The organism is Enterobacter sp. 50793107, from assembly GCF_001463365.1.
GTDB lineage: Bacteria > Pseudomonadota > Gammaproteobacteria > Enterobacterales > Enterobacteriaceae > Enterobacter > Enterobacter cloacae.
Genome location: NZ_LNII01000010.1, coordinates 18,659 through 37,762, shown reverse-complemented (window position 1 = coordinate 37,762; position 19,104 = coordinate 18,659). Strand labels below are relative to the sequence as shown.

Annotated in this window: 19 protein-coding genes and 1 pseudogene; 10 read left to right on the top strand and 10 right to left on the bottom strand. The window is 57.7% G+C overall.

Annotated elements, in window-relative coordinates; translation table 11 throughout:
• Nucleotides 1-44 precede the first annotated feature (44 nt).
• The 7 genes and pseudogenes from APU11_RS01565 to APU11_RS28705 all read left to right on the top strand — a co-directional run.
• Nucleotides 45-1,448: a TolC family outer membrane protein gene (locus APU11_RS01565; RefSeq protein WP_013098387.1), complete on the top strand. Its 1,404-nt coding sequence runs from the start codon at nt 45-47 to the stop codon at nt 1,446-1,448.
• Entirely contained in the window at nt 1,445-3,637 is a 2,193-nt protein-coding gene (locus tag APU11_RS01560) for a type I secretion system permease/ATPase (RefSeq protein ID WP_045294745.1), read from the top strand. Before APU11_RS01565 ends, APU11_RS01560 begins: the two co-directional genes overlap by 4 nt.
• Before the next feature lie 10 nt (nt 3,638-3,647).
• Nucleotides 3,648-4,817: an HlyD family efflux transporter periplasmic adaptor subunit gene (locus APU11_RS01555; RefSeq protein ID WP_096897060.1), complete on the top strand. Its 1,170-nt coding sequence runs from the start codon at nt 3,648-3,650 to the stop codon at nt 4,815-4,817.
• A 327-nt stretch (nt 4,818-5,144) separates the two neighbouring features.
• Entirely contained in the window at nt 5,145-5,582 is a 438-nt protein-coding gene (locus APU11_RS01550; protein ID WP_038980939.1) for a hypothetical protein, read from the top strand.
• Nucleotides 5,583-5,835: 253 nt separating this feature from the next.
• Nucleotides 5,836-6,135, top strand: coding sequence for a type II toxin-antitoxin system RelE/ParE family toxin (locus APU11_RS01545; protein WP_014832979.1), 300 nt, complete (start codon nt 5,836-5,838; stop codon nt 6,133-6,135).
• 10 nt (nt 6,136-6,145) lie between these two features.
• Nucleotides 6,146-6,493 (top strand): HigA family addiction module antitoxin, encoded by a 348-nt coding sequence (locus APU11_RS01540; protein WP_038980942.1) that lies wholly within the window; start codon nt 6,146-6,148, stop codon nt 6,491-6,493.
• A 49-nt stretch (nt 6,494-6,542) separates the two neighbouring features.
• Nucleotides 6,543-6,668, top strand: a pseudogene (locus tag APU11_RS28705) (nucleoside triphosphatase NudI); the annotation flags it as partial.
• Here APU11_RS28705 and APU11_RS01535 read toward each other — a convergent pair.
• Nucleotides 6,640-7,371, bottom strand: coding sequence for a helix-turn-helix transcriptional regulator (locus APU11_RS01535; RefSeq protein WP_038980944.1), 732 nt, complete (start codon nt 7,369-7,371; stop codon nt 6,640-6,642). The pseudogene APU11_RS28705 and the gene APU11_RS01535 sit on opposite strands and share 29 nt — an antisense overlap.
• A 98-nt stretch (nt 7,372-7,469) precedes the next feature.
• Here APU11_RS01535 and APU11_RS01530 point away from each other — a divergent pair, with 98 nt between their 5' ends.
• Nucleotides 7,470-7,889 (top strand): nuclear transport factor 2 family protein, encoded by a 420-nt coding sequence (locus APU11_RS01530; protein ID WP_058651053.1) that lies wholly within the window; start codon nt 7,470-7,472, stop codon nt 7,887-7,889.
• Nucleotides 7,890-7,891: 2 nt separating this feature from the next.
• Here APU11_RS01530 and APU11_RS01525 read toward each other — a convergent pair whose 3' ends face one another.
• The 3 genes from APU11_RS01525 to APU11_RS01515 all read right to left on the bottom strand — a co-directional run bounded on the left by APU11_RS01525 (nt 7,892) and on the right by APU11_RS01515 (nt 10,584).
• Nucleotides 7,892-8,410: a DUF6622 family protein gene (locus tag APU11_RS01525; protein WP_029883923.1), complete on the bottom strand. Its 519-nt coding sequence runs from the start codon at nt 8,408-8,410 to the stop codon at nt 7,892-7,894.
• Between the two features lie 85 nt (nt 8,411-8,495).
• Entirely contained in the window at nt 8,496-9,677 is a 1,182-nt protein-coding gene (locus APU11_RS01520) for a PLP-dependent aminotransferase family protein (protein WP_038420464.1), read from the bottom strand.
• A gap of 19 nt (nt 9,678-9,696) precedes the next feature.
• On the bottom strand, nt 9,697-10,584 hold the full coding sequence (locus APU11_RS01515; RefSeq protein WP_020690740.1) for a LysR family transcriptional regulator: 888 nt from the start codon (nt 10,582-10,584) through the stop codon (nt 9,697-9,699).
• A gap of 97 nt (nt 10,585-10,681) precedes the next feature.
• On the opposite strand from APU11_RS01515, the gene APU11_RS01510 reads away from it, so the two are divergent.
• A complete protein-coding gene (locus APU11_RS01510; RefSeq protein WP_013098397.1) occupies nt 10,682-11,284 on the top strand; it encodes a short chain dehydrogenase in 603 nt (200 codons plus the stop codon).
• Here APU11_RS01510 and APU11_RS01505 read toward each other — a convergent pair.
• The 5 genes from APU11_RS01505 to APU11_RS01485 form a co-directional block, all read right to left on the bottom strand.
• A complete protein-coding gene (locus APU11_RS01505) occupies nt 11,278-12,012 on the bottom strand; it encodes a class I SAM-dependent methyltransferase (RefSeq protein WP_020690739.1) in 735 nt (244 codons plus the stop codon). The genes APU11_RS01510 and APU11_RS01505 overlap by 7 nt on opposite strands.
• A 74-nt stretch (nt 12,013-12,086) precedes the next feature.
• A complete protein-coding gene (locus tag APU11_RS01500; protein ID WP_058651085.1) occupies nt 12,087-13,076 on the bottom strand; it encodes a transketolase family protein in 990 nt (329 codons plus the stop codon).
• Nucleotides 13,077-13,084: 8 nt separating this feature from the next.
• A complete protein-coding gene (locus APU11_RS01495) occupies nt 13,085-13,930 on the bottom strand; it encodes a transketolase (RefSeq protein WP_013098399.1) in 846 nt (281 codons plus the stop codon).
• Between the two features lie 12 nt (nt 13,931-13,942).
• On the bottom strand, nt 13,943-14,692 hold the full coding sequence (locus APU11_RS01490; RefSeq protein WP_013098400.1) for a glucose 1-dehydrogenase: 750 nt from the start codon (nt 14,690-14,692) through the stop codon (nt 13,943-13,945).
• A gap of 35 nt (nt 14,693-14,727) precedes the next feature.
• On the bottom strand, nt 14,728-16,059 hold the full coding sequence (locus APU11_RS01485; RefSeq protein WP_038980953.1) for an MFS transporter: 1,332 nt from the start codon (nt 16,057-16,059) through the stop codon (nt 14,728-14,730).
• Nucleotides 16,060-16,274: 215 nt separating this feature from the next.
• Between APU11_RS01485 and APU11_RS01480 the strand changes: the two genes are divergently transcribed.
• Complete coding sequence (locus tag APU11_RS01480) at nt 16,275-17,195, top strand: LysR substrate-binding domain-containing protein (RefSeq protein ID WP_013098402.1); 921 nt, start codon at nt 16,275-16,277, stop codon at nt 17,193-17,195.
• Nucleotides 17,196-17,724: 529 nt separating this feature from the next.
• Here APU11_RS01480 and APU11_RS01475 read toward each other — a convergent pair.
• Complete coding sequence (locus APU11_RS01475; RefSeq protein WP_058651052.1) at nt 17,725-19,104, bottom strand: amidohydrolase family protein; 1,380 nt, start codon at nt 19,102-19,104, stop codon at nt 17,725-17,727.

Below are 19,104 nucleotides of genomic sequence, written 5' to 3'. Positions count from 1 at the left end.
GCATAAACAATAAAGCTGTACTTATTTTTTATTAGGGACATGACATGGGAAAGATGATGCCTTACTGGTGGCTCTCGTGCTGCCTGATATCTGTGCCCGCACTCTCCGCTAATCCGGCGGCGATGATTAATACCGGACAACTTCGCGAAACGCAGGAACTCCCCTCCCTGAATGGCCGCGTGGCGCCTGTGGCGGGCAACGCCGCCCCCGGCACGCTTCAGCTTGGCGATGCCGTCAACCGCGCCGTCACCTGGCACCCGGCCATCAGTGAAGCGGTAGGAAAACTCTACCAACAGAGTGAAGAGGTGGACGTCGCCAAATCGAAATACTACCCGCAAATTAACGCCGGTATGGACAATGGCTATACCCATGACGGCGACGATAATGGCTTTACGCCATCGCTGGTGCTCTCTCTTTCCCAGATGCTGTACGACTTTGGCAAGGTGGCAAGCCAGGTGCGTGCCGAAAACGCCGGGGTTGCCCAGCAGCAGGCCAACGTGCTGGTGAGCATCGACACCATCGCCCACGATACCGCCATCGCCATGGTGGAAGTGCAAACCTGGCAGCAGATGGTCGATACCGCCAAAGAACAGCTCGACGCCCTCTCCTCCATTGGCAAGCTGACCCGCCAGCGTAACGACGAAGGGGCCACCTCGCTCTCTGACGTGGTGCAGACCGATGCCCGTATCGAAGGGGCCCGCGCCCAGCTCATGCAGTACCAGGCCAGCCTCGACAGCGCCCGCGCTACGCTGATGAGTTTTCTCGGCTGGAACACCCTCAACGAGGTGGGCAACGATTTTCCGCAAAAGCTGGCCCGCAGCTGTGATATCGCCGAACCGGACGATCGTCTGGTACCAGCGGTGTTAGCGGCCTGGGCGCAGGCAAACGTCGCGCAGGCCAACCTTGACTACGCCAACGCCCAGATGACCCCGACCGTCTCGCTGGAGCCGGAAGTGCGTCACTACCTCAACGACCGCTATGCGGGTAACGAAACGCGGGATCGCACGCAATACTCCGCGTGGGTGAAAGTGCAAATGCCGCTCTATCAGGGCGGCGGCCTCACCGCCCGGCGTAACGCTGCCGGACACGCGGTGGAAGCGGCGCAATCCACCATTCAGCGCACCCGCCTTGAGGTTCGCCAGAAGCTGCTTGAGGCGCGCAGTCAGGTGATGAGCCTGCTCAGCACCCTGCAGATCCAGGGTCGTCAGGAGGCGCTCAGCGCCCGCACCCGCGAGCTGTATCAGCAGCAGTATCTTGACCTTGGCTCACGCCCGCTGCTCGATGTGCTCAACGCCGAGCAGGAGGTCTACCAGGCGCGTTTCACCCAGCAACAGACTCTTGGCCAGCTGCATCAGCTGCAGCTCAACTGCCTCTACAACACCGGGCAGCTGCGCCATGCGTTCGATCTTGATAACCGCACCATCCAGACCGTGGAGATCCAGCCATGAAAGAGCGTGATATGCCGCAAGCTGAGCCCATGACGGATGACGCCCTGGCCCAGTGGGCGCAGGCCTTTGGCTTTATTGCCACGCGCTACCGCGTCGCCTGCTCTCCCGGCGCGCTGCTGGCAGGCGCACCGTGGCTGAAAGGCAAACCGATGGTGCCCGCCCTCACCCAGCTCGCCCGTGAGGCGGGGCTGTCGTTTCAGCTGCTTACCGCCAGCCAGCAGTCGATCAACAGCTGGCGTCTGCCGGTGGTGGTGGCGCTAAACGACGGCAGGGTTGGCGTGATCGAACATTTCGACGGCGACGATACGCTGGAGGTCAGCTTCTTTGACGACCAGACCTACACCAACCGTTTGTCGATGACGGCGATGCTGCCCGCCATCCGCCACGTTATTGCCCTGCGTCCGCTGGCAGCGCTGAAGGACAGCCGGGTGGACGCCTATATCTCAAAATACCGCCCGGACTGGCTCTACCGGCTGGTGATGCGCGACCTGCGCCCCTACAGCTGGGTGATGCTCGCCGCGCTGTTTATCAACGTGCTGTCGCTCTCCGGGATTGTCTTTTCCATGCAGGTGTACGACCGGGTGATCCCCGCCCAGTCCTACCCGACGCTGTATGTATTGACCATCGGGGTGCTGATCGCCACCCTGTTTGGCTTCGTGTTGCGCGTGGCGCGCGGGCACATTATGGATCTGCTGGGCAAACGCTCAGATCTGCGCGTCTCGGATCGCGTGTTCGGTCACGCCCTGCGGCTACGCAACAGCGCGATCCCACGCTCTACCGGCAGCTTTATCTCCCAGCTGCGCGAGCTGGAGCAGATCCGCGAGATGGTCACCTCTTCCACCATCTCGACGATTGTCGATCTGCCCTTCTTCTTGCTGTTTGTGGTGGTGCTGGCGATTATCGCCCCGCAGCTGGCGTGGATCGCCCCGGTGGCAGCGGTGATCATGGTTCTGCCCGGCCTGCTGCTGCAGAAGAAGCTGGCGGAGCTGGCGAAACAATCCGCCCATGAATCGACCCTGCGCAACGCGGTGCTGGTAGAAAGCGTGCAGGGGCTGGAGGACATCAAGCTGATGCAGGCAGAAAACCGCTTTTTGCAGCAGTGGAACAGCTATATCCAGATCACTGCGGAATCCGGCCTGCGTACCCGCGAGCTGACGCAGAACCTGATCAGCTGGGGGATGACCATCCAGAGCCTGGTTTACGCCGCCGTGATCGTGGTCGGCGCGCCGATGGTGATCGACGGCACGCTGACCACCGGTTCGGTGGTCGCCGCCTCGATGCTGGCCTCGCGCATGATCGCCCCCATGGCGACGCTGTGCGGCGTGCTGGCCCGCTGGCAGCAGGTGAAAGCGGCAAAAGAGGGGCTGGACAGCATTATGCAGTTACCTACCGAGAACCAGCGCGAGGAGACGCCGATCCGCCAGGACGTGCTACGCGGTCACTACCTGTTCGAGCAGGCGCAGTTTCGCTATCACCCGGAGGATCCGCGCATGGCGCTGCGCATCAACCGTCTGGAGATCAAGCCCGGTGAGAAAGTGGCGATCCTCGGGCGTAACGGCGCGGGCAAATCCACCCTGCTGCAGGCGATGGCGGGCGGGATGGATCTGGCCGGCGGCGAGCTGCGGCTCGACAACCTCAGCCTGCCGCACCTCGACGTCGCCGATGTCCGGCGCAACGTCGGCTTTATGACCCAGAACGCACGGCTGTTTTACGGCACCCTGCGGGAAAACATCACCCTCGGCATGCCGCGCGCCACCGACGAGGAGATTTTCGCCGCACTGGAGTTAACCGGCGCGGCGAGCTTTGTGCAGAAGCTACCGAAGGGGCTGGACTATCCGATCATGGAGAACGGCGTGGGGCTCTCCGGCGGCCAGCGGCAGTCGATCCTGCTGGCGCGCATGCTGCTGCGCGACCCGAATATCGTCCTGATGGACGAACCCACCGCCTCGCTGGATGAGCATACCGAACGGGAGTTTATCCAGCGTCTGAGCGCCTGGCTCGGCCACCGTACGCTGATCGTCGCCACCCATCGCGTGCCGGTGCTGGAACTGGTCGAGCGGGTGGTGGTGCTCAAGGAGGGCATGCTGGTGATGGATGCCCCGAAAGCGCAGGCGCTGAACAACAGCCGCATGCAACAACAGCAGGCAGCCGCCGCAAGGGAGTGGAAAAATGAAAATCAGTCAGCGTGATGCCGCGGCAATGGACGATCTGGATAATGCGCTCGGTTCTGAAAGCGGCTACACCGGCGCGCGACGAATCGTGATCCTCTCTCTGCTGCTGTTTATCGTCCTCGGGATCTGGGCCTGGTTTGGCGTGCTGGATGAGGTCTCAACCGGTACCGGCAAAGTGATCCCCAGCTCACGCGAGCAGGTTTTACAGTCGCTGGACGGGGGGATCCTCACCGAGCTGAACGTCCACGAGGGCGATCAGGTACAGGCCGGACAAGTGCTGGCGCGCCTTGATCCCACGCGTTCAGAATCAAACGTCGGCGAAAGCGCCGCACGCTATCGCGCCTCGCTGGCCTCCAGCGCGCGCCTGTATGCCGAGGTGAACGATCTGCCGCTAAAATTCCCCCCTTCGCTGAAGGAATGGCCGGATTTAATTGCCGACGAAACGCGGCTCTATAACTCCCGCCGCGCGCAGCTTGAGGATACCCAGCGGGAGCTACGTGCCGCGTTAGATCTCGCCAATAAGGAGCTGGCGATCACCCAGCGGCTGGTTAAAACCGGGGCCGCCAGCCACGTAGAGGTGCTGCGCCTGCAGCGGCAGAAAAGTGACCTGGAGCTGAAGCTCACCGACGTGCGCTCGCAATATTACGTTCAGGCGCGCGAGGCGCTCTCCAAAGCCAACGCGGAGGTGGATATGGTCTCGGCGATCCTGAAAGGCCGTCAGGATTCCGTCACGCGCCTGACGGTGAAATCGCCAGTGCGCGGGATCGTGAAAAACATCAAGGTCACCACCATCGGCGGCGTGATCCCGCCCAACGGCGAGCTGATGGAGATCGTGCCGGTGGACGATCACCTGCTGATCGAAACCCGCCTCTCGCCGCGCGATATCGCCTTTATCCACCCGAACCAGGAAGCGCTGGTCAAAATCACCGCCTACGACTACGCCATTTACGGCGGGCTGCACGGGGTGGTAGAGACGATTTCCCCGGACACCATCCAGGACGAAGCCAAGCCGGAAGTGTTCTATTACCGGGTGTTTATCCGCACCAGCCAGGATTACCTGGTGAATAAAGCAGGCAGGCACTTCTCAATTGTGCCGGGGATGATTGCGACGGTGGATATTAAAACCGGAGAGAAAACGGTGCTGGATTATATGATTAAGCCGTTTAACCGGGCGAAAGAAGCGCTGAGGGAGCGGTGATGAAACGCCTTACATCATTTCCTGAAGCCGCCTCGCAGGATTGGATTTCTCCTGGATAACCCTCTTCTTTTTATGGTTAACCGGGCGTATGTTCCTCCCACGCCAGCAAAATCTGGCGTCGGGATTGGCATCCCGGTTAAACTTAATGGCGGCGTAAGCTCTTGTTGCGCCGTGCGTCTGGCTACATTCCAATGGTGGGCTGGGCGGGGGCGTCGCAAGACGCGCCGGTGTCCATTAAGGCCGGTAATGCCAACTCCGTTCAGTCCTGCCACCCGGGAAATTGGCATTTCTCTGGCAGTGTCTTAATCACTTAATGGAAACTGTCATATGACCACCAGTAACGCACTTTTCACGACCCCTTTCGACTGCAACACCGACTTCATCGATCTTGCCGACAATTGCCAACGCTATTGCGAAGCGCTGGTGGAAGAGATCAATCCCGCGAGAAAAATAGCCCTCTGCGGTCGTCTTGCCTCGACTTTTGCCCTGCTCCGCCCAATGCTGCTGGAGCCTATCCCTGAGCACCTACAGGAACGTCTCACCGTCGATCGATTTCCCGAACGTGAGCCTGTATTCAACACCGAATCCGACCAGCTCTGCCGCTACTGCGAGGAAATTACCCAACTGTTGATGACTGACGCGCTCACGCCCGGATCCGCACGCGTGATGGGGGATTTACTCTTTGAACTCACCGGATATTTTGCCGACCAGCTAAAAGCCCCGCGCTGGCTGAGGACGGAGGCTGGAATCGCGTTGCTGGGTTGAGCCCGGATTGCCGGGTGGCGGCTACGCCTTACCCGGCCTACATGCCCGTAGGCCCGTGCAAGCGCAGCGCCGCCGGGCATAGAGCCATACGCCAGAAGTGGAATCCACCTCGGAGAATTAACCTTTAGTCATGCATCCTACTTCCCTTCAGCCATTCCCCTGGTAACATAACAGCAGACAGAACTGCACTTGCGCACTGTGCGGGAGTGCATTATTATCCACTCAGCTTCATGGACTGGAGCTTACCAGCATTATGATTAATCATTTTCGGGATCAATGGCTTGAGGATTTTTTTCTTTACGGGAGATCGAGCAATGTTATTCCTTCAAATCTGGAAACCGTTCTTGCAAGAAAGCTCGACCTCATCAATGCAGCCATCTCGCATCGGGATTTGCGTTCACCACCGGGCAATATGTTTGAAGCATTGAATCCGCCGCTGAAGGGATATTCCTCAATCCGGGTAAACAGACAATACAGGCTTGTATTTCGCTGGGCAGAGGGAAAAGCAGACGATCTCTATCTCTCTCCACACAAGTACACGCAACACAAGTGAGGCACCACCTATGATACTTCAACAGGCACTCCGCAAACCCACCACGCCGGGCGACGTGTTGCAATATGAGTATCTTGAACCGCTCAATCTGAAAATCAGCGATCTGGCGGAGATGCTAAATGTACACCGCAATACCATCAGCGCGCTGGTAAATAACAATCGCAAGCTTACCGCCGATATGGCGATAAAATTGGCAAAAGCCTTTGATACCACTATTGAATTTTGGTTGAACTTACAACTGAACGTCGATATCTGGGAAGCACAATCAAACGCCAGAACGCAAGAGGAGCTAAGCCGTATAAAAACCGTTGCGGAAGTCATAGCGAAGCGTAAAGGTGGCCAACCGGATGTTGCCTGATTCGGCACAGCATTTACCTACTTAATACTTTTTCAGGAAGAAATCATGCGCCAACCGGGAAGTCACGTTTAATGCCGAATTTCAGGATATCGCCTGGGTTAATCCGGAATCGTTAAAAGAGCGGGATCTCAACGACGCCACGCGCATTACCTTCGCCCAAAAGGGGCTTCTTTAAGCGCCCATTGCCCCGGCGTTTTACCGGTCCACGCGCTGAAAACCTCAATGAATGCGCTGACGCTGCTGTAACCGCAAGACAGCGCAATCCACCCCACCGGCTTCCCCGCGGCCAGCCACTCCATTGCCTGCATTACCCGCGCCAGTTGCCGCCAGTTAACGAAGTTCATTCCGGTCTGGGCACGAAACCGACGGTTGAACGTACGCACGCTCATCCCCGCCTGGCGGGCATGGCTCTCAACCGTCTGATTATCATCGACAAACTGCAGCAAATGCCTGACTACGTCCTTCAGACGCGGATCCGTCGGCACGGGCAGAGAAAAGTGCACCTGAGGTGCCACGGCAAGCTCATCCAGCAGCAGGGTGAGCTTTCGCGGATCGTACTCGCTTTCAGCAACGCTTAAGCGGGAAAACAGTGCATGGGTAAGATCGTCGGGTTCGAACAGGGCGGGCACATCGGGAAGCCTTGCGCAGCAGGCGGGGTCAAGATAGATGGCGCTGCCTTCTATCGCGCTTTCAGAAAAGGCGGCGTGCTGATTACCTGGCGGGATCCAGCCGATGTGTTTTGCCGGTACGACCGAGCGCCCCCGCTGCGACTCAATCACCAGCAGACCCGTTGCAATGCGCCACAGCTGGCCAGCGCGATGGCTGTGCCATGGGGTTCGGTACCCGCCAGGATGAAGGAGCGTCTCAGTACTCACCATATCATTTTGACCGAAAATCGTTATTCATCGGCGTATTACAGAAACTGCGTCTTCGGCTGTCAAGGATAATGGCGACTAAACCACATAAGGAGCCCCTAATGAGCATAATCACATCCCTGATAGCCGACACCGACAACGCCGCGCAGCGCGAAAAGATGGCGTGCCTGTTAACCCGCTTATTCAACGGCGATATCGATCCGGCAGAGATCTTTACGCCCGATTACCAGCAGGTTACGGACGGTCACACGCTTGATTACCGGGGATTTATCCAGCACCTGAGCCACGTCCGCTCGCAGACTCGCACGATCGCCTTTACCGTGGCGGAGATAGCCTGTCATGACGAACTTCTAGCTGACCGGCATATCGTGACGGTCATGTATCCTGGCGGTCGTCAGGCAGAGATCGAGGTTTACCTGTTTGCCGCGCTGCGTGAAGGGAAAATCTGGCGGATCCATGAAGTCACGCGGCCCCTCAGCGGCGATGCTTCAGATCGCACGCTGGCCCATGCGACAGAGTAACGTCACTCCGCCGGGCGCGGTACGCTACGGTTATATACCTCAACATAACGCGCAAATTTTCCGATAAACACGCCCGCAAATACCCCGCCTGAGATAATCGCCAGCGCGCTCATGGCGGGTTGCTGCATTGTATGGGGAGAGATGGCGCTCATCACGCCCAGCACATACTTCACCGCGAACGCCAGCATCATAAACGGCAGCGCGGTGTAGTCTGCCTGACGGTGGAGGCTGCGCGGTGCCTCAGCTCGGGTGATAGCCGCCTGCTTAATCAGGAAGTACCCCAGTGCCGCACCGGCAAGGATCCCTGCCGTCCACAATGCAACAGTCGCAGGAGTCAGCGTGCGATAGACCACCAGATCGTAAATATCCCAGATAAGAAAAATGCCCGGAATGATAGCAAGCCGCTCCAGCGTCACGGTGGCGGGCTTGCGGGCTTTAATGCCGCGGGAGATAAGGAAGATAAACAGCACCCACACCCAGGCGGGTGTGTGCGTAACGACACCGAGCAGAAATTCAAACATGGAGATCACCATGGACGATCGCGGCTCCTGCCGCCCTGAACGCGTATTGCGCATAACGGCAGGAGCGCCATTATGCGCAGGTCTTTTACAGCGATTTTTTCAGGCGACGAACCGCCTCTTTCAGCTCTTCATCCGTTGGCGTGACAAACGACATACGCAGCGTCGAATGGTCTGGCTCATTGCAGTAGAAAAATTCGCCCGGCACAAATACTACGCCGTTACTTAACGTCTTTTCCAGCCAGCGCGTGGTATTACTACCATTTTTCATATTCGCCCACAGGAACATGCCGCCCTTCGGCTTGTGGAACGACATCACATCGCCCAGCTCGGCTTCCAGTTCGTTGGCGAACGTCTGGTACTTCTGACGATAGGCTTCGCGGATCATTTTGATCTGCCCGGCCAGACGCCCGGTTTTCAGGTATTCGTAAGTCATCAGCTGCGACAGCGTGCTGGTGTGCAGATCGGTGGTTTGCTTCAGGTTCACCACCGCACGCTTCAGCCACTCCGGTACCAGCACCCAGCCCACACGGGTGCCCGGCGCGAGAATTTTAGAGAAGGTTGAGGTATACACCACGTTCTCTTCGTTGCCGATATCTTTGGCATGGGCAATTAACGGGCGGAAAACTTCGTCGGTGTAATTAATTTCACTGTACGGATCGTCTTCGATAATCACGAAGTCATAGCGCTTCGAGAGTTCCACCAGCTGTTTACGGCGCGCCTCAGACAGCGTAACGCCACCCGGGTTACCAAATGTCGGCACAATATAAACCGCTTTGATGGGTTTATTTGCCACCAGGGCTTCGAGTTCATCCACTTTCATGCCGTCGCCATCGGTGCCAACGGATTCGAAATTCGCCTGCGCCAGACCAAAGACCTGCAGCGCGGCAAGATAGGTTGGGCGTTCGACGACGACGGTATCGCCCGGATTAATTAACGCGCGCGCCAGCACGTCGAGGGATTGTTGTGAACCGGAGGTCACGACCACATCATCCGCTTTGCACCGGATCCCGCGCCCTTCGCAGATGCGCTGAATCTCTTCCCGCAGTCCCGGCACACCCTCGGTCAGACCATACTGGAAGGCTTCACCAAAATGCTGCGACAGTACGGCATCAGCGGCGATTTTCAGGCCTTCGTGATCGAACAAAGCCGGGTTAGGAATACCCCCACCCAGCGAAATGACGCCTGCCATTTTGCTATGTTTTAATAATTCACGGATGGCGGAAGATTGCAGGCCCTGCGCGCTGCTGGCGAGTTTGTTTGCAGACATTCTTTGATTACCTTCTTTTTTATATTGTGCCCAATCTTAGCAGAATATGAGCAATAAATTCCGTTAGCTTCGGGAGGGGACGTAAATCCTGACGCCACAGTAAATGAACCGGCCTTGGCGCGGGTGTAAACGGCTCCAGAACCCGAACCAGCCTGCCGCTTGCCAGCTCTTCCGCCACCAGCACCTCCGGCTGCAGAAGCAGCCCTGCCCCAGCGCGCGCCGCCATGCGTAAGCCGTAGCCGTCGTTGCATCGTAAAATGGCATCGCGCTTCCAGCGCACTTCGCCCTCCACACCCGGCAACCGCCATTCGTTACGCGCGGTCCATACCGTGTGGGAAAGGCAGAGATGGTCCACCAGATCAGCAGGCGTTTGCGGCGTACCGTGGCGCGCCAGATAATCCGGCGACGCGCAGATCACCATGTTGTAAGGGCACAGGTATTTCGCCACCAGATCGTCATTGCGAATATCACCAATGCGAATGGCCAGATCGACCCCCTCTTCCACCAGATCCACCATCCGGTTGGTGAGATCCAGTTCGATACGTACTGCCGGGTAGCGCTGCAAAAAGGTGGCGGTCAGCGGCGCGATAACGCAGCCGCCAAACGACGTAGGTGCCGTCACGCGCAGGGTGCCCGCCGGTGCGGCGCGCAGACGTTCCACCGCGCTTTCGGCAATGGCCACCTGCTCCAGCACCCGCTTCGCCTCGTCATAATAGACCCGCCCGGCGTCGGTCAGGCTTTGACGTCGCGTATTGCGCTCCAGCAGACGGGTGCCAAGCTCGGATTCCAGCAGCGCAATGTACTTCCCCACCATCACCGACGACATATCCAGACGGGAGGCCGCCCCGGTAAAACTGCCGCTTTCCACTACGGCGATAAAGGTTTCCATGCCGCGAAGCTTATCCATATTACAAACCTCTGGTTAGCAATCTTCTAACTTTAGCCCAGTTTATCCGACTTTTAATTTATTAAAGAATGAAGGCTCACAACATGAGGAGTCGGCTATGAAAATCATCATTATTGGTGCCAGCGGTACGGTCGGTCGTGCAGTAACGGAGGCGCTCAGTCGCCGCCACGAAGTGATCCGCGTGGGCCGCACGCAGGGCGATGAGCAGGTGGATATTACGTCACAGGCGAGCGTGCAGGCGCTGTTTGAGAAGGTCGGTCGTGTGGATGCGATTGTCTCCGCCAGCGGCGGATTGTACTTTGGCCCTCTCGCCACCATGAAAGACAGCGATTTCAATCAGGGCTTACAGGATAAACTGCTCGGACAGGTGCGCCTGGCGCTGACCGGCCAGCACTACCTGAACGATGGCGGCTCCATTACCCTGATTAGCGGGATTGTGGCGCACGAGCCCATCGCGCAGGGCGTCAATGCCACCACGGTGAATGCCGCGCTGGAAGGGTTTGTTCGCGCTGCCGCCTGCGAGCTGCCGCGCGGGATCCGCATCAACCTGATAAGCCCGACGGTCCTCACCGAATCGGTCGAAACGTACGACGGCTTCTTCCCGGGCTTTGAAAGCGTGCCGGCCGCCACCGTGGCGCAAGCCTATCGCCGCAGCGTGGAAGGGGTGCAGACCGGGCGGGTGTATAAGGTGGGTTACTGAGCCTTACGGGCGGAAATCAGCACCAGCATCGGGCGGTCTGCCTCTTCGGCCAGCGCGGGCCAGGCGTCAATCTGCGCCTGCGTTGGCCCCCATTCGTTCACTTCGCTTACCGTTAAACCGGCGTTGATCAGGGCGTTAAGCGTGCTGCCCAGTGTGCGGTGATACTTGATCACACCGTCTGCCAGCCAGTTGCTGACGCGCTGGCCTTCGTCCTGATAGTGGTTCACGCCCCAGAAACGCACGCCTGCGTCATCGGTCAACCAGCCCTGACGCGTCGCGCAGGTGTAAATTGGGTGCTCCATGGAAAAGACCAGGCTGCCGCCGGGTTTCAGCGCACGCTGAACGTTGCCAAACAGGGTGTTTAACTCGGGCAGGTAGTGCAGCGCCAGCGAGCTGTAGACCAGATCGAAACTGTTCGCTTTCATCGCCAGCGATTCCAGATCGCTACGTTGATACACAATCCCGTCATCGTGGGTCAGCTCTGCCGCACGGGCGAGCATTTTTTCGGAGATATCGACGCCGGTTACCGCAGAAGCGCCCAGTTCACGCGCCGCGCGGCAGAACCAGCCATAACCACAGCCGAGATCGATAACCGATTTGCCGTGTAAATCCGGCAGCATGCTTTTCAGCGCAGGCCACTCCGGCGCGCCATTCAGGCCGTCTACCGAGCGCGGCAACTGGGCGTAACCTTCAAAAAAGGCGGGGTTGTCGTAGATATTTTGTGCCATCACGGACTCCTTCATTGCAACAGAGGCGAGGGTAAAACACCCCTCGCCCGTTGACAACTAAACCGTCTGGCGAATCAAAGCCTGCGCCGGATCTTCTCCACCATGGCTGCCGTTGAGATCCCGTAGCGATCGTGAAGCGTCGGGAGCGCACCTGCATCCAGGAAAGCATCCGGTAGCGCAACGGTATCAAAGTCGACATGCACGCGATGGCGCATCAGCAACGACGCCACTGCCTCACAAAGCCCCCCTACGGTGCTGTGGTTTTCGGCGACCACCACCAGCCGCCCAGGTTTCGCGGCCTGCGCCAGAATGGTCTCCTCATCCAGCGGTTTAATGGTGGGCGAGTGCAGTACCGCCACGCTGACGTTATCCTTACGTAGCTGCTTTGCTGCCTCCAGCGCGCGCATGGTCATTAGCCCTGAGGCGATGATCAGGACGTCGCTCCCCTCTTCCAGCAGCGCGGCTTTGCCCAGCGTAAACTGGTAATTGTACTGGTCCAGCACCACCGGCACCTTGCCGCGCAGCAGTCGCATATACACCGGCCCATTGTGCGCCGCGATCGCCGGTACAGCCTGTTCGGTGTCTATCGCGTCGCAGGGATCGATGATGGTCATCCCCGGAATACCGCGCATAATCGCAATATCTTCCGTCGCCTGGTGGCTCGGACCGTAGCCCGTGGTTAACCCCGGCAGTGCAGCGCATATCTTCACGTTGAGATGCTCTTCGGCGATAACCTGATGAATAAAATCGTAGGCTCGACGGGTGGCAAAGACAGCATATGTCGTGGCGAAGGGAATAAACCCCTCTTTTGCCATTCCCCCGGCCGCGCCCATCAAGAGTTGCTCCGCCATCCCCATCTGGAAGAAGCGTTCCGGATACGCCTGGGCAAAGATATGCAGATCGGTATATTTCGACAAATCCGCCGTCATACCGACAACTTCCGGGCGCTGTTCCGCCAGCTTCACCAGCGCATGGCCGAACGGTGCAGAGCGCGTCTCCTGGCCGTCTTCCGCAATAGAGGCAATCATGGCCGACGTGGTTAAACGCGGTTTTTTCTCCGTTATCTGGCTCATTACAGCACTCCTTCAGGTTTGTTGGCATCCAGCACGGCGAGTGCCTTTTGCCACTCGTCAGCATCCACGCGAATAAAATGGTTCTTGTCACGTTGTTCGAGGAAAGGCACACCCTTGCCCATCAGCGTGTCGCACAAAATGACGCGTGGCTGGTTTTCCGGATAGCGTCTGGCGTTATCAAACGCCGCCACCAGCGCAGGGACATCGTTGCCATTTACGCGCTGCACATACCAGCCGAACGAGGTCCATTTATCTTCCAGCGGCTCAAAGCCAAGGATCTTGTGCGAATTGCCGTCTGCCTGCTGGCGGTTAATGTCCACCAGCACGATCAGGTTCGACAGGCCATGGTGCGCTGCAGACATAGCCGCTTCCCAGGTTGATCCTTCGTCAAGCTCACCGTCCGACATGGAGTTAACGACCCATGCCGCGCTCTGCTTGTGCTTCAGCCCCAGCGCCATGCCGACCCCAATACTTAACCCCTGTCCCAGCGAACCACCGGAGATCTCCATGCCCGGCGTGTAAGTTGCCATACCGGACATTGGCAGGCGGCTGTCGTCCGAGCCGTAGGTCTCCAGCTCCTCTTCAGGAATGATCCCGGCTTCAATCAGGGCGGCATAACAGGCAATGGCGTAATGACCGTGGGAAAGCAGAAAACGGTCACGGCCTTCCCACTCCGGCTCGTCCGGCTTGAGGTTCATACCGTGGGTAAACGCGGTGGCCAGTACGTCGGCATAGCCCAGCGCCTGCCCGATGTAGCCCTGCCCCTGCACTTCGCCCATGCGCAGCGCATAGCGGCGAATACGCCATGCCGCCGCGGCAACCTGTTGAACTGTGGTATCCGTCATCGTCGAGTCTCCTTAATGGATCAGCATGCCGCCGTTCACGTCGAGCGTGATACCGGTGGAGTAAGACGAAAGGTCGCTGCCAAGGAACAGCGCGGCGCGGGCAATATCCTGCGCGTCGCCGAGGCGGTTAAGCGGAATGCCCGCCAGGATGGCGGTTTTCATCTCATCGCTCAGCTTGCCTGCGGTGATGTCCGTCTGGATAAGGCCGGGTGTAATGCAGTTTACGCGTACGTTATCCGGACCCAGCTCGCGGGCCATCGCTTTCGCCAGGCCCAGCACACCTGCTTTAGCCGCGCTGTAGTGGGGGCCGCCAAAAATACCGCCGCCGCGCTGTGCTGATACCGATGAAATACAGACAATGCTGCCCGACTGCTGCGCGCGCATGGTGGGGATCACCGCCTGAGACATCAGCAGCGTGCCGCGCAGGCTGACGTCCAGCACCGCGTCGTAATTCTCGCGTTTAATATCCATCAGCTTAATCGGCTGAGTAATACCGGCGTTATTCACCAGAATATCGATGCGCCCGTATTTTCCCAGCACCTGCTCAATGGCGGCATTGACCTGTAATTCATTGCTGACGTTCGCCGCAAGGCCCAGATGCTCTTCACCCAGATTTGCCGCCGCTGCCCGACTGGCCTCAGCATCTAAATCGATAATCACTACCTTCGCACCCTGCCCGGCATATAATTTAGCCGTGGCAAAACCCAAACCGCGTACAGAAGCCGCGCCGGTAATAACGGCGACTTTATCTTTCAGTAGCATATATTTACTCCACTATGGCAAAAGGAATTTATTTTTTATTTCGGTTCATCCAGCAACATAATCACAAACAGGCCAATCGCTGCACAAACACCGAAATAAATAAATACAGAGTTAAAACTTCCTGTTTTATCCAGCAGAAAACCCGCCAGCATCGGGGAAACAAATCCGCCGAGATTTCCGCCGCTATTGATAATTGACGCAGCTATCGGATAGGTTTTACTGTCCGCAACGGCCATACCGTAAGCCGTAAAAGCAGGCCAGCCGATATTCAGACAGAGGCCGACAAAAAACAGCCCCACGCAAACCGCAACGGTGCTTTGCGGAATATTCAGCATGATGACCATCATTAACACGGTGCTGATGGCGGTAAACATCATGGTCGGTTTACGCCGACGGCCGAGCAGTTTGTCGGATACGTAACCGCCAAAAATCGCCCCGATAAATCCGCCGATGCACGGCATACTGGCGACCAGCCCCATGCTCATAAACGTAAAGCCTTTCTCTTTCACCAGATAGAGCGGGATCCACGTCAACAGGCCATACAGCACGCTGACCATCATGAAATAGGCCAGACAATCGCCGAGGATATTCTTCGAGGTAAACAGGCCTTTTACCGTACTCACCGGGGCTAAGTCCCGCACGCGAATCAGGCGGTCAAGGCGCGCAAAGCCCGGTGAAATCACGATGTTTTCCCGTCTGGCATCCGGCGTCTCCTGACCCACAGTAATGGTCTCCAGTTCGGCTTTAGAGACGAATGCGCTCTCTGATGGTCTGGTGCGCACCAGCAGATACCACAGAACGGCAATGACCAGACCGGGGATCGCGAAGGAGAAGAAGACCCAACGCCAGCCCCAGGTCATGGCGATCCACACCGCCAGCGGCGGCACGAGGATCGGCGCGAACATGGTGGCCGCGATGTAGACCCCCGTGGCCGTCGCCTTCTCCCTGGGTGGAAACCAGTTATTGATGGTGGAGGCCAGCCCGACGGGGCACGGCCCCTCCGTTAACCCCAGCCCCAGACGAATAAACTTCAGCCCCAGAACTGAGGTCGCCGTGCCCATCAGCCAGGTAAACGCCGAGAAGCCGAATATCGACAGCGCCACCATGCCGCGAATACCCTTTTTGGCGATAAAAAAGCCCGCTGGAATTTGGCTCAATGCGTATCCCAAAAAGAACATACTGGCGATGGCACCGGCTTCGAAATTATTAATATGAAACTCATCAATGATAAAGGGCAGTACTGCACCAATATTTGTTCGGTCAGCATAGTTAATGGCATACACAATAAAAATTAATGCCAGCACAACGAAACGGTAATTGGTTTTTTTAGTGTTTATGTAGGGGACAGCATGTTCTATACGAGACATAACTTACCTCATTATTCGAACAACGTGAGTCGTTTTATTTTTACGTTCAAGGTCAATATATCGGCTCATGAATGAAACACCATTCAATAAACCTCATTTATTGCTGAGATAAATTTGATTCGCGATACAGCTCAAAAAAATAACATCGGGATAAAATTGCCCGCATGTCGTCTCAATGTTATGTTTTTTATCAATAAACATGACAGGAGTAGGCTATGTCCGCGCAGGATCGCCAGACGTTATCACTGCCCTCGCTCAGAAATTTGCAGGCATTCATCGCCGTCGCTAACGCATTGAGCATCCATCAGGCGGCCGAACAGCTCAACGTCACCCCCTCCGCGGTCAGCCATCAGATCGCGTCGCTGGAGTCGTGGATGGGCAAGAAATTATTCATCCGCAGCGGCAAAGGGGTTCAGCTCACCCCAACGGGAGAAAAATATCTGCGGGAGGTCTCGGCGGCGATGAGCGCCATCGGACGCGCCACCGATCAGATCGTCAAAGAGAAAGATAACGCCGTGCTTCGGGTGCACTCCTCGCCCACTTTCGGGTTGTCATGGCTGTTGCGCCGCCTGGGTAAGTTTCGCGCCGAATATCCCGATATCACCATCAATCTCACCTGCTCCTATGAGAATCTGCAATTCGCCAGAGATAATATTGATATTGATATCCGCCACGGTATCCCGGACTGGGATGCTTACCGGGTGATGACCATAAAAAACGACACGCTGGTGGTGCTGGCCTCGCCGGAGTATGCGCAAAAACACCCCATCAGCACACCCACCGACCTGCTGCAACAGTCACTCATCTCGTCCACCAGCACTCTGGTGAACTGGGAAAAATGGTTCGCCTGGCACAATATCGACAGGCCCTGGCTCAACTTCAGCCTCAGCTTTGACCGCTCCTATATGAGCTTTGAAGCGGCACGTATGGGGCTGGGATTTATCCTTGAGAGCAAAATGATGGCGACAGACCACCTGAAAGATGGCTCACTGGTGCAGGTACTGCCGGATGAGATGGGGATCGCTATTAACGCACATCATCTGGTAATGCCGCATATGCATGAACGCGCGTGGAAGATCCAGCAGTTCGTTGAGTGGATTGACCGGGAGCTGCGGCTGTCGGGTTATCATCTGTAACGTCGGGTGGCGGCTTCGCCTTACCCGACCTACAAAATCTGCGGCCTGTTGCCCTCACCCCAACCCTCTCCCACCGGGCTGAGGGTTCCCCTCAAAATAATGCCTGCACGGAGGACCCCCTCTCCCTTGAGGGAGAGGGTTGGGGTGAGGGGGAACATATGGCTGTAGAGGTCATTCCGTTCACTTTATGTTCCTTGCTACTCTGTAACGACATAGCCCGTGAACGTGCCAGGGCGGCTCAATCGCCGCCGCCCTGGCGACCCGGGCTCCCGGCGGTAAATCGCCGCTTCGCGGTGCCTTCGGCTTATTCCTTCCGGCTTATCGGGGACGGGCGGATGTAACGTCCCTGTAAAGCCGCCCTCTCGGCGCATCCCTGCGCCTCGCCCCGGCCTGCAGGAAACGCCTCAGCGATTTACAGCCGGACCAGGGCGTCGCTGTAAGTCATTAATTTTCTTGAAACAACTTTCGTCGCTTTCGGTAAAAAATTACTGGGGATCCCTCAACCCACAGGGAGAGGGAAAAATGCACATTAACCCACCGTGCCCCAGACAAGGCTCCCCTTATGGAAGGTCGCGGTGCGCGGAGATATGCGCGCCACCGCCTCGGCGGAACAGGAGGCGTCCACCAGCACAAAGCTGGCGTCGTCCTGCGCTTTCGGCCAGACGCGTTCACCTTTGTCGTTCAGCGGCAGCACGTCACCGGTCGCAATACCTAAAGCGCGGGACAGCGTCTGCTCATTAGGGCGGATATAGAGCTGGGCGTAGAGATTCGCTTTTTCCAGCATGTCCCCCAGGCCGTACGGCGACCAGTGGTCGATCACGCTGTCGGTGCCCGTCATGACAAACACGCCTTTATCGCGTAGCTGCTTCAGCGGCATGTGCAGGGTGCCGATGGGTACGGTGGAGGCGATAGTCACCTGCTGCGCCGCCATGCGGGTGGCAATCTCGTCCACCTGCTGCTCGTTGAGCGTGGCCAGCGCAAAGGCGTGGCTGATGGTCAGTTTGCCCTTCAGTTGCGGGGTTTTCTCCACGGTTTCGACCATGTAGTTCACCGCCGCCACGCCCGCCGGGCTGGTTTCGTGCAGGTGAATATCCACCCCTTTGTCGTAATCCAGCGCAATCTGGAACATGGTGTCGAGAGATTTCTCCATCGCCCCGTCAACGTTGGTTGGGTCCAGCCCGCCCACGTAGTGCGCCCCGGCCTGCATCGCCTCGCGCATCAGCTTTTCGGAATTCGACAGCAGCAGGCCGTGCTGTGGAAACGCCACGATCTCGCAGTCAAATCCGGGCTTGCGGCGCGCCAGCACCGCCTGCAGGTTCTCGAGATTCTTCAGGCCCGAGACTGGCTCAATATTGCAGTGGCTGCGGGCGAGGGTGGAGCCTTTCGACTGGATCAAATCGATCAGCTTTTCGGCGCGCTCCTGGGTATAAGGCTGGAGTTCGGGGAGCAGCTTCTGCTCAAGGCGGATCATATCCTGAATGGTTGTACCCGCCGGGCGGTTGAGCGAACGCCACGGGCCGCCGTAGAAGGTTTTATCCAGGTGAATGTGCATATCGCGCATCGCCGGGAGCATCAGCTTGCCGCCTGCGTCATAGTGCGGCAGGGTGGCGTCCGCGTGACTTTTGTTATCGCGCAGGGCGACAATTTTCCCGTCTTTGATCTCCAGCGTTTTCAGCTCGGTGCGGGTGCTCGTCGCCACGCCGCCGTCGACGTTAAATCCGGCCTCCAGCAGCACGTTGTCCAGGTAGTAGTGTTTAGCGGTGATGTTCATCGGTTTGCCCGTCTCGCAGGTTGGTTTTGCGGAATCGGCAGCATACGCGACGGAACCGGTCGCGCCAAACAGCGCACAGGCGGTGACCATTTTGCCGCTCTGGCTGATAAATTCACGGCGGCTTTTATTTTCACTCAT

What these genes read in the sequence shown, in the direction of transcription:
- APU11_RS01565 (WP_013098387.1), top strand. Translation starts at nt 45, where the DNA reads ATGGGAAAGATGATGCCTTACTGGTGGCTCTCGTGCTGCCTGATATCT.
- APU11_RS01560 (WP_045294745.1), top strand. Translation starts at nt 1,445, where the DNA reads ATGAAAGAGCGTGATATGCCGCAAGCTGAGCCCATGACGGATGACGCC.
- APU11_RS01555 (WP_096897060.1), top strand. Translation starts at nt 3,648, where the DNA reads ATGGACGATCTGGATAATGCGCTCGGTTCTGAAAGCGGCTACACCGGC.
- APU11_RS01550 (WP_038980939.1), top strand. Translation starts at nt 5,145, where the DNA reads ATGACCACCAGTAACGCACTTTTCACGACCCCTTTCGACTGCAACACC.
- APU11_RS01545 (WP_014832979.1), top strand. Translation starts at nt 5,836, where the DNA reads ATGATTAATCATTTTCGGGATCAATGGCTTGAGGATTTTTTTCTTTAC.
- APU11_RS01540 (WP_038980942.1), top strand. Translation starts at nt 6,146, where the DNA reads ATGATACTTCAACAGGCACTCCGCAAACCCACCACGCCGGGCGACGTG.
- APU11_RS01535 (WP_038980944.1), bottom strand. Translation starts at nt 7,371, where the DNA reads ATGGTGAGTACTGAGACGCTCCTTCATCCTGGCGGGTACCGAACCCCA.
- APU11_RS01530 (WP_058651053.1), top strand. Translation starts at nt 7,470, where the DNA reads ATGAGCATAATCACATCCCTGATAGCCGACACCGACAACGCCGCGCAG.
- APU11_RS01525 (WP_029883923.1), bottom strand. Translation starts at nt 8,410, where the DNA reads ATGTTTGAATTTCTGCTCGGTGTCGTTACGCACACACCCGCCTGGGTG.
- APU11_RS01520 (WP_038420464.1), bottom strand. Translation starts at nt 9,677, where the DNA reads ATGTCTGCAAACAAACTCGCCAGCAGCGCGCAGGGCCTGCAATCTTCC.
- APU11_RS01515 (WP_020690740.1), bottom strand. Translation starts at nt 10,584, where the DNA reads ATGGATAAGCTTCGCGGCATGGAAACCTTTATCGCCGTAGTGGAAAGC.
- APU11_RS01510 (WP_013098397.1), top strand. Translation starts at nt 10,682, where the DNA reads ATGAAAATCATCATTATTGGTGCCAGCGGTACGGTCGGTCGTGCAGTA.
- APU11_RS01505 (WP_020690739.1), bottom strand. Translation starts at nt 12,012, where the DNA reads ATGGCACAAAATATCTACGACAACCCCGCCTTTTTTGAAGGTTACGCC.
- APU11_RS01495 (WP_013098399.1), bottom strand. Translation starts at nt 13,930, where the DNA reads ATGACGGATACCACAGTTCAACAGGTTGCCGCGGCGGCATGGCGTATT.
- APU11_RS01490 (WP_013098400.1), bottom strand. Translation starts at nt 14,692, where the DNA reads ATGCTACTGAAAGATAAAGTCGCCGTTATTACCGGCGCGGCTTCTGTA.
- APU11_RS01485 (WP_038980953.1), bottom strand. Translation starts at nt 16,059, where the DNA reads ATGTCTCGTATAGAACATGCTGTCCCCTACATAAACACTAAAAAAACC.
- APU11_RS01480 (WP_013098402.1), top strand. Translation starts at nt 16,275, where the DNA reads ATGTCCGCGCAGGATCGCCAGACGTTATCACTGCCCTCGCTCAGAAAT.
- APU11_RS01475 (WP_058651052.1), bottom strand. Translation starts at nt 19,104, where the DNA reads ATGAGTGAAAATAAAAGCCGCCGTGAATTTATCAGCCAGAGCGGCAAA.